11 protein-coding genes are annotated in these 14,216 nt (G+C 38.9%); 1 reads left to right on the top strand and 10 read right to left on the bottom strand.

Features of this window, described 5'->3' with window-relative positions; all coding sequences use genetic code 11:
- Window positions 1-14: 14 nt before the first annotated feature.
- Window positions 15-809 carry an aspartate/glutamate racemase family protein gene (locus BGM26_RS05310; RefSeq protein ID WP_254119037.1) on the bottom strand — a complete coding sequence of 265 codons (795 nt, stop codon included), beginning with the start codon at window positions 807-809 and terminating at the stop codon, window positions 15-17.
- A 150-nt stretch (window positions 810-959) separates the two neighbouring features.
- Complete coding sequence (locus BGM26_RS05305) at window positions 960-2,126, bottom strand: NAD(P)/FAD-dependent oxidoreductase (protein ID WP_217038673.1); 1,167 nt, start codon at window positions 2,124-2,126, stop codon at window positions 960-962.
- 192 nt (window positions 2,127-2,318) lie between these two features.
- Here BGM26_RS05305 and BGM26_RS05300 point away from each other — a divergent pair, with 192 nt between their 5' ends.
- On the top strand, window positions 2,319-3,581 hold the full coding sequence (locus BGM26_RS05300; protein WP_217038672.1) for a CdaR family transcriptional regulator: 1,263 nt from the start codon (window positions 2,319-2,321) through the stop codon (window positions 3,579-3,581).
- Between the two features lie 171 nt (window positions 3,582-3,752).
- On the opposite strand, the gene BGM26_RS05295 is transcribed toward BGM26_RS05300, so the two are convergent.
- The 8 genes from BGM26_RS05295 to BGM26_RS05260 form a co-directional block, all read right to left on the bottom strand.
- Window positions 3,753-5,234 carry an aldehyde dehydrogenase family protein gene (locus BGM26_RS05295; protein WP_217038671.1) on the bottom strand — a complete coding sequence of 494 codons (1,482 nt, stop codon included), beginning with the start codon at window positions 5,232-5,234 and terminating at the stop codon, window positions 3,753-3,755.
- Between the two features lie 121 nt (window positions 5,235-5,355).
- Window positions 5,356-6,531 carry an LL-diaminopimelate aminotransferase gene (locus tag BGM26_RS05290; protein WP_217038670.1) on the bottom strand — a complete coding sequence of 392 codons (1,176 nt, stop codon included), beginning with the start codon at window positions 6,529-6,531 and terminating at the stop codon, window positions 5,356-5,358.
- A 343-nt stretch (window positions 6,532-6,874) separates the two neighbouring features.
- Window positions 6,875-7,108, bottom strand: coding sequence for a hypothetical protein (locus BGM26_RS05285; protein ID WP_217038669.1), 234 nt, complete (start codon window positions 7,106-7,108; stop codon window positions 6,875-6,877).
- 231 nt (window positions 7,109-7,339) lie between these two features.
- Entirely contained in the window at window positions 7,340-7,552 is a 213-nt protein-coding gene (locus BGM26_RS05280) for a hypothetical protein (RefSeq protein WP_217038668.1), read from the bottom strand.
- A gap of 66 nt (window positions 7,553-7,618) precedes the next feature.
- Window positions 7,619-9,085 (bottom strand): NCS1 family transporter, encoded by a 1,467-nt coding sequence (locus BGM26_RS05275; RefSeq protein WP_217038667.1) that lies wholly within the window; start codon window positions 9,083-9,085, stop codon window positions 7,619-7,621.
- Window positions 9,086-9,371: 286 nt separating this feature from the next.
- Window positions 9,372-10,790 carry a dihydropyrimidinase gene (gene hydA, locus BGM26_RS05270; protein WP_217038666.1) on the bottom strand — a complete coding sequence of 473 codons (1,419 nt, stop codon included), beginning with the start codon at window positions 10,788-10,790 and terminating at the stop codon, window positions 9,372-9,374.
- A 19-nt stretch (window positions 10,791-10,809) separates the two neighbouring features.
- Complete coding sequence (gene preA / locus BGM26_RS05265; RefSeq protein ID WP_217040656.1) at window positions 10,810-12,096, bottom strand: NAD-dependent dihydropyrimidine dehydrogenase subunit PreA; 1,287 nt, start codon at window positions 12,094-12,096, stop codon at window positions 10,810-10,812.
- Between the two features lie 270 nt (window positions 12,097-12,366).
- Window positions 12,367-13,734 carry an NAD(P)-dependent oxidoreductase gene (locus tag BGM26_RS05260; RefSeq protein WP_217038665.1) on the bottom strand — a complete coding sequence of 456 codons (1,368 nt, stop codon included), beginning with the start codon at window positions 13,732-13,734 and terminating at the stop codon, window positions 12,367-12,369.
- Window positions 13,735-14,216: the final 482 nt, after the last annotated feature.

Here is a 14,216-nt window from a genome sequence, read left to right as displayed (position 1 = left end):
TCTATGTGCAATATTCACAAAAAACCATAATACGGCTTTTGACTAGTCGCAAAATGAACCCAATTGATCATTGTAATAAAATCATAAACTGGGAGCTTAACTGCCCGTTGGACATCGGCAGCATATGGCGGCATATCGCTACATTCTAGCAGTATAGCCCCAATATCCGGATTCTCTGCTACCATGCTGACGGCGGCATCCACTACCTCCTGTCGAACTTTTTCATTATCAAATGATCCCCTATTTTCAATAATAGCGGAAAATTCATCTTCCCCGCTTAGATCGCTGATAATTATATTTTTTTTGTTGGCTATACCGCAACTCTCAAATAAACTTTCCGTTAGACCATCTGCATATGCAGTCAAAATTCCGATTTTTTGGCTGTACTTCAACCCTGTTTTAATCCAAGGTACTTGAACAAGACTTGACAAATATACTGGGATATCCACTGCTTCTGCTACTTTATCTTGAAAATTCCCGAAGAATCCGCAAGCTGCGCATATTGCTCTTGCACCTTCTGCTTCAAGTTCCTTTGCGGCAATAATAATACTTTCCAACAATGAGGTATCACCTGATAGTAGTTTTGAAGTATTGCAATCTGGAACTACCTTTAATCTAACGGGAAAATCATATGTTCCTAGATTCGCAACATTCCCAGGTATGACAGGGTACCAGCATTCATCTAAATAAAGTATTCCAACTGAAAAGCCTGTAATATATTGCCCCCTTTTTTGAATGACAATGCTATTCTTTTCTTTCGGCCCAAGAAAGTTATATCCACTTGGGTGATTCAGTTTTTTTGCAGCCAAAATTTCTCAGCCCCTTTTTTCAATTACAAATATTTTTTACGCTTTAGTGAAAATTGTTTATGGGAACCTAATACTTACTGATCTTTCGTTTTAATTGTTACTTTCGATGTGCTTATTAAAATGAACGAATAGCCTTAACCTATCAAATTTTTAATAAATAGCATCTTCAATTATTAGTTGGTTTTCCGCAAACCGCTCTACCCTTAATGGCGTTAAATCTAGCGTTTCATACTTTCCAGTTCGAATTAATTCAGAAAGGCACTTTCCAACAGCAGGGGCCTGCTGCATTCCATGACCGCTAAATCCAAATGCAACAAAGTATCCCTTCATAGATGGGTATTCTCCTAATATAGCATTATGATCCTTCGTGTTAAAATCATATAAACCGGCCCACCCTCTTTCAATTTTCGCCTTCTCAAAATTACTGATCCGGTTGGCAAGTACCGGCCAAATATTTTCAACAAAGGCCGACCTACTCCATTTAAAATCAATTCTTGGTTCAATTTCCTCTGCATAGCCCGAAATAAACTTCTCTCCTTCATGTCGAAAATATACGCCTGTTGGGTCCATCGTTAATGGGAGGTATTTTTGCAATGGTTTTTCGGTATCAAACTGAAAGATTTGTCTTGGAAGGGGTACTACAGGTAATGGCATGCTAGCTTTATCGCTTAGTATGGAAGCCCAAGCACCAGCACAATTAACAACAATCGGAGCGTAATATTCGCTTCCATTCACAAGTTGCACTCCTTTAATTTGATCTTGATCAGTTATAAGGTTGTCAACTTCATCATAAACATACTCTGCACCTAACTTTTTTGCATACTTAACGTATCCTTGCATGACTGAGTAAGGGTCTAAATAACCACTTTCAGCACAATATAATCCACCAGCAAGATCATCAATATTAAGTTCAGGTATAATATTTAATAATTCATTTTTTTGTAAAAGCTGTGAATTGATACCGTTTTCATTTTGAAGTTTTAAATGCTTTTCAAATCTCTTCATCATTTTATCTGCTGCTAGGAATAGATATCCTCTTTGTTTAAAGTCGATTTCAACCTCATCACCATCAATTGCCATAGCTTTAGAAAAATTTTTATAGATTTGTAAGCTGTATTTGCTTAACTGAATATTTATTGCTGTTGTGTAAAGTTGTCTAAAGCCTCCAGCACTTCTTGGTGTCGATGCGAATTCATAAAGACCATCTTTTTCAAAAACTAAAATTTTGCCATTAAAGCCGTCATTCAACAGATTGTAAGCTATACTGGAACCGATTACTCCTCCACCAATAATGATGATGTCAGCCTTATTTTTCATTAATATAAACCACCTTTCTTTCTAAAAATCCTATTAATACCAATATACAAATTTCATTCAACGCAAACTATGGATGTTTTTCACAAATTACGAAGCATTTTTAATTCATTTAATTGTTAAATTTAACAAGGAATATAAGGTCATTTTAGAGAATTTCTTATTATTAATCCAAGTTTGGAAGAGGTGTATCATTTGATCTTTTTAGTGGATTTAGCTCAAACCATTGTCGTGAATACTACGAAAATAATTGAATATCCAATTATCATTACGGATGAAAAGGGGTATATTATTGGATCGAGTGATACTAACCGATTGGGCGATTATCATCAACCCTCCATTGAGGTGTTGGAAAAAAAGAAAACGATGTGCTATGAGTTTGAGGATGTAAAAAATCTCAAGAATGTTCTTCCTGGTGTTGCCACACCAATAATTATCAATAATGAATCTATTGGAGTTTTAGGGATTAGTGGGGATCCTGCGGAGGTTAAGAAATATGCACAGCTTGTTAAGAGCCATGTTGAATTAATGTGCCACGAATATCTGAAGAAAGAAGTAAGTATTCTTGAATCAAAAACGCTAGAAAATTTAATACACTACCTCATAAACTCTATAAATGAAGAGGATTCGGAGTATATTGTCAGATATGGTAAGATGCTCGGATTCAATCTAGAATTGGATATTAGACGCGTATGCTTACTTATTGAAATTGACATGTTTTCTGATAGTTTTTCCAGACAGCATAATCAAATTCAAAATAAGCTTTCCTGGCAATTTCTTCAAAACAATTTAATGGATACATTGAAATACTATTTAATTGATAACAAAGAGGATATGATTTCTTTATTAACAATTGATCAATTTATAGTTATAAAAACAATTAAATCCGACGAATCTTATGATCTTTTTATTAAAAGATTGGACCACAATATACAAAGAATGATGCATTATTTAAAAACTAAATTCAATTTATCTGCAATTATTTCAATTGGAAGCGCGAGTGAAGGAATTCGCGGAATTAAGAAATCCTACCAAGATTCGTTAAAAGCTTTGGCAGCCGGGAAAAAAACGGAGATTTCACCTAAAATATACCACTATAATAATTGGAATATTACATTAGAGCTTTTATCAAATAGTTTGACCTCTTACATTTCTAATAGACTCACTGAGAATTTAAAGAATTTTAGAAACCACGATAATTATGATACACTCTCACATTCATTTATAACTTACTGCAAATGCAATATGAATCTAAGTGAAACCGCGCGTATCTTATTTCTTCATCGTAACTCTTTAGTATACCGTCTCGATAAAATCGGAGAGATTACTTCTCTAGATATATCCAGCTTTGAGCATTGTCTTCTTCTATATATTGCAATCAAAAATTCCGAAACTGAGAATAAAGGTAAAAAAATCTATGATGACTTTCATGTTCAGAGCGGAAATATCTTTATGTAAAGCTATTTTTCATTACGCAATTAAGTGTTAAAATTTATGGCTGGACAAAGATCCGAAAGATATTTACTTAAGTGAAATAAATTAACCTGCATCTCCTGTTCAATTAATTAGAACGGGGGATACAGGTTAATGATTCTTTTATAACAATTTTATTTGGATTATTAATACTGATTAATAATTATCAATCTGCGCTCTTTGCAATTTACCGCTGTAATCAATATAGACAGATTTCCATTCAGTATATACATCCAAAGAAGCGACGCCGGAGTCTCTATGGCCATTTCCTGTTCCTTTTGTTCCACCGAATGGCAAATGAATTTCAGCTCCGGTTGTTCCGGCATTAATATAGACAATTCCTGTATCCAAATCCCTCATTGCCTGGAAAGCCCGATTGACATCAGCGGTAAATATCGCACTGGATAAGCCAAATTCTACGCTATTATTTACTTCGATGGCTTCTTCTAAACTCTTAACAGGAATGATAGAGACAACAGGGCCGAAAATTTCTTCCTTCGCAATTCTCATTTCTGGCTTTACATCGGTGAAGATTGTTGGTGCATAGAAGTTTCCGCTTGCCAACCCATTTTCTGTGACAATACTTCCCCCTGCAAGAAGCTTAGCTCCCTCTTCTTGGCCGATTTTTACATATTCATCAATCCGCTCAAGGGAGGAACGATTAATCACTGGGCCAACTTTAACTGTTTCGTCTAAGCCATCTCCTAGCTTCAATTCGCCGATACGATCAACTAGCTTCTTTTCAAGTTTATCTTTCACATTCTCGTGAACAATAATTCTGCTTGTTGCTGTACATCTTTGTCCGCTTGTTCCAAAGGCACCCCATAAAATCCCGTCAACAGCAAGGTCAAGATCGGCATCCTCCAATACGGTTACTGCGTTCTTTCCGCCCATTTCAAGTGATGTTCTTTTTAATAGGGCACCTGCACGGCCATTAATTTCCTTCCCTACTTCGTTTGAACCTGTAAAAGAAATTAAGTCAATATCTGGATGCTCAACCATTGCATTTCCTACGATACTACCAGATCCGTTCACAAGATTTAACAATCCTTTTGGAAGCCCTGCTTCTTCATAGATTCGAGCAAATTCATGAGCGACGATCGGCGTTTCAGTTGCTGGCTTCCAGACGACTGCATTGCCAGTCACAAGTGCAGGGAGTGACTTCCATGATGCGATAGCAATCGGGAAGTTCCACGGCGTTATTAATCCTGCAACACCGATAGGAACTCTTACACTTAAAGCAAATTTATTTCGGAGTTCAGACGGAACCGTGTCGCCAAAAAGGCGCCGGCCTTCTCCAGCCATATAAAAGGCCATGTCGATCGCCTCTTGCACTTCACCTCTTGCTTCGTCGATTACTTTTCCCATTTCACTTGTAAGGAGCTGGGCAATCTCCTCTTTTCTTTCTTTTAATAGAAAGGCAACTTTATATAGAAGTTCTGCACGCTCAGGTGCTGGAACTAATCGCCATGATTTTTGCGCAATCTTAGCGGCTTGAACGGCATTGTCGACATCTTCAACAGTGGATTGTGTTACTTCCCCAAGAATTTGGCCATTAGCAGGATTGACGATCGGAACAAACTTGCCAGATGATGATTGACTCCATTCGCCGTTAATAAAATTAAGATATTGTTTCATATTTATCCCTCCAGATTTTCTATTAAAGTATTAAATGCTGTTAAACAATATTGTTGTCGCAGCCGCGGTTTCGCTAGATTAATTCCGCACTCTTCCCTATATTCGAGTTTACTTACACCTATTAGTTAACTACAATTTGCAGCTTTTGTTTAATCCTGTTCACCGCTTCAAATAATCTCTCATTTGGAACCGATAGAGATAATCGGAAATACCCCTCTCCTGATGGTCCAAAAGCGTTGCCAGGTGTCAGAATTACACCAGTCTGTTCTAATACTTGCGTAACAAATTCAGTGGATGTAAATCCGCTAGGAACAGGCGCCCAAATGAAAAAGCTCCCTTTCGGTGGATCCGCCTTAATCCCAATCGATCCCAGTGCATCCAACATGGCCACCATGCGTTCTTCGTAAATTTGATTATGTTTTGTTAAACATGTTTGATCGCTGTTCAAAGCGAAGGCGGCAGCTTTTTGGATCGGAGTAAATTGCCCAGAATCGGTATTGCTTTTAAGAATCGAAAGTGCTTTAATGATTTCTTTATTGCCAACCACATAGCCGATGCGCCAACCTGTCATATTATAAGTTTTTGATAGCGACCCGAATTCAACAGCAATCTCCTTTGCTCCATTGACCTGAAGAATACTAGGCGCTTTATAACCGGAAAAAGTGACCATATTATAAGCTGAATCATGGGCGATCGGGATATTATGTTGTTGGCCAAAAGAAACGGCATGCTCGAAAAAATTAATATCAACGGTGGCTGCAGTTGGATTTCCGGGATAATTCAAAAACATCAGTTTCGCCTGTTTAATTACCTCATTCGGAATTAAACTAAAATCAGGCTCAAAATTGTTCTCTTTCAGCAAGGGCATATTGAAGTACTGTCCGTTTGCAAGGAGAGTAGCCATCCGGTAGACAGGATAACTTGGATCCGGAATTAATACGTAATCACCTGGATCGATGAGTGTAGGGATTAAATGGGCAATCCCTTCCTTTGAACCAATCAATGCCAGAACCTCTGTTTCCGGATCAATATTTACACCGTATTGACGTGAATAGAAATCAGCAACTGCTTGCCTAAATTCGGCACATCCAACGAAGCTTGGATATTTAAAATTCTTAGGTTCTTGCATTTCTTCCACTAATTTTCCAACAATATGAGTAGGTGTTGGGAGGTCAGGATCACCGATACCTAAATCAATGACATCGATCCCCGATTGAATCAGTGCAGCTTTTTTCTTATTAATTTCTGCAAATAAATAGGGTGGAATCTGATCGATTCGATTCGATTGATAATTCAAAATCTCACCGCCTTCTTCAATATCAATTTCCTTATATGTAATTTACAGCTTTTAGCCATGGAAAACTATGGTTGTTTTATACGAAAATGAACGCTAAATAGAGCGGCGTTCCGTATGTTTTTTACAAATTGCCTATCCTACTTAAATGATAATTGCTTTTTTGAGAATAAAACTTTTTCGCATATATTGTTGATTTAGCCACAAAGTTTGCCCGTTGATTTCCGCTGCCTAACAAAAAAAGCTCAAAGAATGAGCTATTTATTACATACTTATTTATTATCTAGGAAGTATTAGCATAATAGTCCAATCCTTCTCATTTTTATTAGATGGCTTGTCATGCAGATTAATGAATGATCGGGAGGTATACTTGAATCTCCTTCAGCATGGATTCAAATTGCTCTTGATCGATAAAATCTCCTGATTGCCAGTTTTCCAAAATCCATGCTACTAATTCCTTAGGAGAATTGAAAACTTCACCGCTTGAGTCTGATTTTCGAATCATGTAGCGTCCATTGTCCTCATCAATTGTGACTTCACAAGGATACGCATTATCTTTTGCCTTTAATAAGAATTCCATATTCTCCCTCCCTTTGATCAGATTCACCTTGGCGAATTTGCGTCCAGATTTTTTTCTAGCTTGCTCGATAAATTCCTTGAAAAATCTGAGGCATCCGCCGGAGGCTTAACTTTATTCAGCCGGGGTTTGACCCCCCTACTGATTTGGAAACCTATTTGCATTCATCTCGCTACTTATCTCGTTATAGACAACTGCTGAATAAAGTTAAAAAGTGTTTTTAATGCTGATTTTTCACCCCTTTTGCTGTTGAAATAGAAGCGTTGAAAAATATTTTCGCCCATTCGCGGTGCCAATACGAACCGTTTCAGTTTTCTTTTCCTCTAGATGGGTAAAATCGACGAATGCCCCATCTAAATTTTCGTTTACCTTGTTTATGAGATAGCCTTTTTGAATGAGAAAATCGATCCTGTCCCTTTCATCAAGGAACTGTTGATGATCCGACATTAAATCCCTCCTACATTGATATATGCCAACTGTTTAAAATGGTGAATTCAATGAATGGATACCAATTCAAACGGTTTTGTTTTGATCTTTCTGTAATATCACTTCCAGCCCGCCCGGATCAATGATCCAATCGCGGCCTACCGAAATCCCCAAATATTTGTCGTCGCTTGGATCTTCAATTTCGGCTTGTTTATATTTCTTAAACCACCAATATTTAGCAAGCACATAGTAGCAAGCAGCCCCTATCAGAAACCCGACTAAAAATGAATAGCTCGGTACAAAATAGGAAGCAACCGCTCCGACGATCCAGGCAATAAAGCCAGCTAAGTTTACGCCCCCCATATACTTGAACTGGCCATGATCTTCATATAACTCGGGGACATTCACCCGTCTCTTTCGAATCAAGTAATAATCTGCAAACAAGATACCTACTATAGCTGATAAAATACCCCCGACAAATAATAACAGTGGAATGATGACCCCAAACAGGGTCCATGGCTGGACAATAGATCCGACAATTCCTGCTGTTATGACCCCAGCCCAGAATGGAAATTTAGGACCGCCAACGTTTGAAAAAATCGTTGCCGCAGGAACGACATTCGCCGCCGTATTTGTTGACCATTGCGCAAGGACGATCATAAGGAGGAGAACCCCAAGGATGAGACCGCTAGCGGCTTCTTGAAGGGCCATAACCGGATCATAATTTAACACTGCAATATAACATACACCGCCGATCATAATCATAAAGGTTTGCGTCAGTGGCATGGCAACAAGATTTCCATACAACGATCCTTTGTTACGCTTAAACCAGTTCTTTTCATTAACTGGAGCTTTGAAAAATCGTGAAATAGATGGAATATCTGCCCCCAAAGTAGCCCAAAACCCCATATTACTGAAAATTACTACTAAAAAAGCAGTAAAGGCTGCACTTCCAGTTGCAGGATTTTCGGACCAAGTCCAAATGTTTCTTCCTTGCGCAGCAGCCGTATCTGATAATGATACATACATCCAAATCGAGATTAAAATAATGATGGGTGCAGCTAAATCGGCAAATCGTTCAATCGCTTTAATTCCTAACGCTGTGTTAACTAATTGAAATATGGCGAAAATAAGATAGCAGATAAACCAATTATCAAATCCAAATAACATATTAAAAATGCCATTCATCGCTGTTGCACCAAAGTACGTATTAATACCAAACCACATCGAAGCAGTGATCCCACGGGTCACTGACGGAATATGGGTTCCTATCGTTCCGAAAGGCGCGCGCATATAGACTGGGAATGACAGTCCATGTTCGATTCCAATGTCTGCGATTAAGGAAATAAATAATCCAATGGCAACGCATCCAATAACCGTTGCGATTATTACTAGAGGTAAAGGCAGGGAAATGACACCAGAACCGCCTATAGCAAAGGTTGCTAACACGACAACCATTCCAACCCACATGAATGAAAAGCCTAATGAAGTAATATTCCGATCTTTTTGTTGAATGGGAAATAAATCAGGTGATTTTAAATGACTCGTTTTCATATGAACACACCTCGTTCGGTTTAAGTTTGAGACCTTCATTTTTAATAACCGAATAACAGTATGAATACGCTTAGGAGAGGATAACTCTGGAATGGTCAGACCTCACAATTTATATTTTTTAGCAGTGGATTTATAATGAATCCAACCTACAATCTATTGCTGTTGTGAGGTCAAGTACCAACGTGTATCTTGTTGGTGCTTGACACTTTGGTTTTAAGCCATCCGGCAGGAGTCGTTCAGATCTATGAAACGGAAAAGTCAAGTTAGAGGTAATGAATATGGACTGCTAGATCGATAATGTTTCATTTTGATCCTTTGTAATAAACTCATTGTATTTTGCTCTCTTCAAATATTGGCCTGAGCCAGGCTTTCCAACAAATTGCTTATCGCGGATTACGAATTCCCCGCGGGATAAAACGGAAACAGGCTCGCCGTAAACCTTCATACCTTCAAATGCGTTATAATCAACAGCCATATGATGGGTTTCGGCGGAAATTACACGTTCTGCCTTCGGATTAAAGATGACAATATCAGCATCTGAACCAACAGCAATTGTTCCTTTTTGTGGGAATAAGCCAAATAGTTTTGCAATTCGAGTTGAGGTAATATCAACAAACTGATTTAAACTAATCCGGCCTTTTTTTACCCCTTCAGAAAATAGGATAGAAACACGGTCTTCAATCATTGGGCCCCCGTTTGGGATTTTCGTAAAATCATCCCTGCCTAAATCTTTTTGTCCATTAAAATCAAATGAGCATTGGTCCGATCCGAGGGTTTGCAATTGCCCAGTTTTCAATGCATTCCAAAGGATATCCTGATGCCATTTTTCTCGCAAAGGTGGAGACCAAACATATTTTGCCCCTTCAAAATTTGGTTTTTCTAAATAGCTGCGATCAAGGACTAAGTATTGCGGACATGTTTCGCCCCAAATTTCAAATCCTTTATTCCTCGCTTCGGAAATTTTTTCAACGGCATCTGCACAAGAAACATGGACAACGTATAGTTGAGAATTCGCTAATCCGGTCAGCTGAGCCGCACGGCCTGTAGCTTCCCCCTCAACTTCAGGCGGGCGTGTTAATGCATGGTAGATTGGAGCAGTATTTCCTTCCGAAATTGCCTTCTTTGTTAAATAATCGATCACATCCCCATTCTCTGCGTGGACCATGACCAATGCCCCAAGTTCTTTAGCAGCAAGCAGCGTTCGAAAAAGTGTTTCATCATCTGCTTGAAACACATTTTTATACGCCATAAATACTTTAAAAGATGTAATTCCTTCCTCCTCAATGACTTGTGGAAGCTCGTTCAAGACAGCTTCATTGATTTCACCGATCATTAAATGAAAACCATAATCAATAACAGCTTTATCCTTTGATTTTTCATGCCATGTTTGAATTGAGTTTCGTAATGGCTCTCCTTTATTCGTTAAACAAAAATCAATAATTGTTGTTGTTCCACCGAAAGCAGCAGCAATCGTTCCTGTTTCAAAATCATCCTTCGTTACCGTGCCTCCGAATGGCATATCCAGGTGGGTATGCGGATCAATCCCGCCTGGAAAAACGAAACAATCCTTTGCATCAACGATTTCAGCTTCTGGAGCGGATAAGTTTAAACCGATTGCCGATACTTTTCCTTCTTCGATTAATATATCTGCAATAAATGTATCTGCAGCCGTAACAATTGTTCCGTTTTTAATTAGTTTTTTCATCTGGATTGAACCTCCTCCATTACTTTGCAACATCTAAATTACAGTCTGCACTCAGGTTAAGGACTGCCTGACGTTCATTCCATGTCATTGGCGGAAGCTCACTTGGTACTTCGATCATGTCGATCGCTCCGTCAACTGGACAAACAATGGAACAAAGGTTACAGCCTACACAGTCTTCTTCTCGCACCTTTAAATAGCTTTTCCCATTTGTGTCGGTTAACATATCAATACATTGATGAGATGTATCTTCACATGCGATATGGCATTTATTGCAATTAATGCACACATCTGTATTGATCTTGGCAACGATGTTATAGTTGAGGTCCAAATTCCCCCAATCTGAATATCTTTGGACTGATTTTCCGATAAGTTCTGATACGGATGTGATTCCTTTAGCCTCTAAATAATGATCCAGTCCTTCGATCATATCTTCAACAATTCGGAATCCGTGGTGCATTGCAGCTGTGCAAACTTGAACGCCTGTCGCTCCCATAAGAATGTATTCAACGGCATCCTGCCAATTGGAGATGCCGCCAATTCCTGAGATCGGAATGTTAATTCTTGGGTTTCTTGCACATTCTGCTACCATATTTAAGGCGATCGGCTTCACTGCTGGTCCACAGTATCCTCCATGGGCTCCTTTTCCGCCAACATGTGGGATCGTATTCCATGAATCAAGATCAACACCTGCTAAGCTGTTAATGGTATTGATCATGCTGATTGCATCTGCTCCTCCATTTACAGCTCCTTCCGCAGTTACCGTGATATCTGTAATATTCGGCGTTAATTTTACAATCACAGGGGTTTTTGCCACTTCTTTCACCCAATAAGTTTGCCTTTCAACAAGCTCTGGTACTTGACCGGAAGCAGAGCCCATTCCCCGTTCCGCCATCCCATGAGGACATCCAAAGTTTAACTCGAGGCCATCGACCCCTACATCCTCCACTCGCTTGACGATTTCATGCCATTTCTCTTGTTTCGGTTCAACCATTAATGAGGCAATAATCGCATGTTTGGGAAACCGTTTTTTCGTTTCATAGATTTCCTTTAAATTAACATCTAGCGGTCTGTCTGTAATGAGTTCGATATTGTTAAAACCTGCGACCCTTTGGCCGTTAAAACTGACTGCAGCAAATCGTGATGAAACGTTCAAGATAGGATCCCCTAACGTTTTCCAAACTGCTCCTCCCCAGCCAGCTTCAAAGGCTCTTTGCACTTGATAGCCTGAATTGGTCGGGGGAGCCGATGCAAGCCAGAATGGGTTTGGCGACTTTATTCCAGCAAGATTAATACTTAAATCAGCCATTTCTACTTCTCTCCTTTTCATTAAATTCGCCTTGGCGTATTTGCACCCAGATTTTTACCTTAGCTTGCTCGATAAATTCCTTTAAAAAATCGGAGGCTTAACTTTATTCAGCAAGAGTTTGGACCCTAACTGAAATGGATACCTGTTTGCATACGTCGCACCATTTATATCATTTAGAGATTCTGCTGAATAAAGTTAAAATAAGATGATATACTTTTATAGCAAGTTATCATTGCAGCAATAGAAATGAGAGCGATTTCATGAATCCAGTTATACTGTTTCAATTGCTGCGAGCTGCTTATGAATGGAATATGCCACATCTTTTCCTTGTTGGGCAGCTGTTACAACCATTGCATCTCCCTTCCCTTTGCCAAAAACAACGTCTCCGCAAGCAAATATTTTTGGATTTGACGTTTGCATTGTTTCTTTGTTCACTTGAACGACTCCGTTATTGTGATCAAGACCAAACGATTCAATTAATTCTAGGTGCCTCGTTTGTCCAATCGCTTTAATGACCGCATCTACAGGGATCGTGTGATGGGATCCATCAATAGGAACTGGTTGGCGACGCCCTTCTTGATCAGGTTCACCGAGCTCCATTTTGATGCATTCAATCCCAGTTACCTTCCTGTTTTCATCCCCAATAATGCGGGCAGGCGCTGTTAACCACCGAAACTCAACGCCATCCTGTTTGGCAAATTCGTATTCAAAGTCATATGCAGACATTTCCTCCGCGGTTCTGCGGTAGAGGATTTTGACATTTTCAGCCCCTAAACGAACAGAACAGGTAGCACCATCAATGGCTGTATTTCCGGCACCAATGACGGCAACGCGCTTTCCGACAAAATCCTTTGATAAACGATTGCTTTTTGTTGCCTTAACAAATTCGATGGCATCAAATACCCCATCTAAATTTTCACCTTCTATGTTTAGGCTAGGGACATTTGCCATTCCAGTTGCGAAAATAATATAGTCATAGTTTTCAGTTAAGTATTCTGCTGATACATCCCTTCCGACCATCGTATTTGTTCGAATATTTACATTCAATTTTTGAACTTGATCAACTTCCCAAAATGAAATCGATTGCGGCAGACGGAAAGAAACGATCCCATACGTATTTAAACCGCCAGCTTTTTCTGCTGCTTCGAAAATTGTAACCTCATACCCCAATCGCGCCAATTCCCTGGCCGCTGATAATCCTGCAGGACCTCCTCCGATGACAGCAACCGTTTTTCCATTGCTTTCTCCCGGCTGAAACAGAGCTTGTTCATTTTTGATCGCCCAATCAGTTGCATATCTTTGCAATCTCCCGATCAAGATTGGTTTTGTTGAATGATTCAACACACAGGCACCCTCACAAAGCTCTTCCGTTGGGCACACTCGTGCACAGCTCGCTCCAATTGGATTTGCAGACATGATCGTTTTAGCAGACCCTAGTAAATTTCCTGAAGCAATTTTTTTAATAAAGGTAGGAATATCAATTCCGGTCGGACAAGCCTGAATACAAGGAGCATCAAAGCAATAAAGACATCGATTTGATTCTTCCAGCGCTTCTTGATTCGTCAGGCCCGCATCAACCTCTTGAAAGTTTTTTTCAAGATCTGAATAGGAAATTCGCTGTATTTTTGCATTAACCAAAGAAAAACCCTCCTTTTTTCATTCTTTGCAATGGGTGGAATATAGTTTCAATAATGGAAAACCCAATGAATCAGATATAATCCTTAATCTCCTCAAAAATGAAAACAATTAATAGGCGACGAGATGCCCATAAATAATCTCCCATCAACCCCCTTTTCTTCTCCAGTTGGCGGAGAATTCAGTATTTTATTAATAATTTAGAGGTTATATGATATGTCATCAAATACCCTCTAAAATGGAGCAAGCATTGGATTATCCAATATGTAAAATAGTAATGAAGAAATCTCTTGTAATAGGACAGAACAAGTTGTTTTTTCGCAAATGGAAGGATTGAGAATGGAAATTCAAAATCGATGAGGAAATGCTCTTCTTGTACAATTTTCCGAGTCTTATATCAATTTATCACATCCTAAAAAGGAAATTTGTAAAATGAACTCGAATCTATTTTTAGAGTTTTTCTCATTCGAAATATTACCAAACGG

Source organism: Bacillus sp. FJAT-29790, from assembly GCF_019039215.1.
Classification (GTDB): domain Bacteria; phylum Bacillota; class Bacilli; order Bacillales; family Cytobacillaceae; genus Cytobacillus.
Note: the sequence above shows the minus strand (reverse complement) of the source record. Positions and strands in the feature narration are given on the sequence as shown.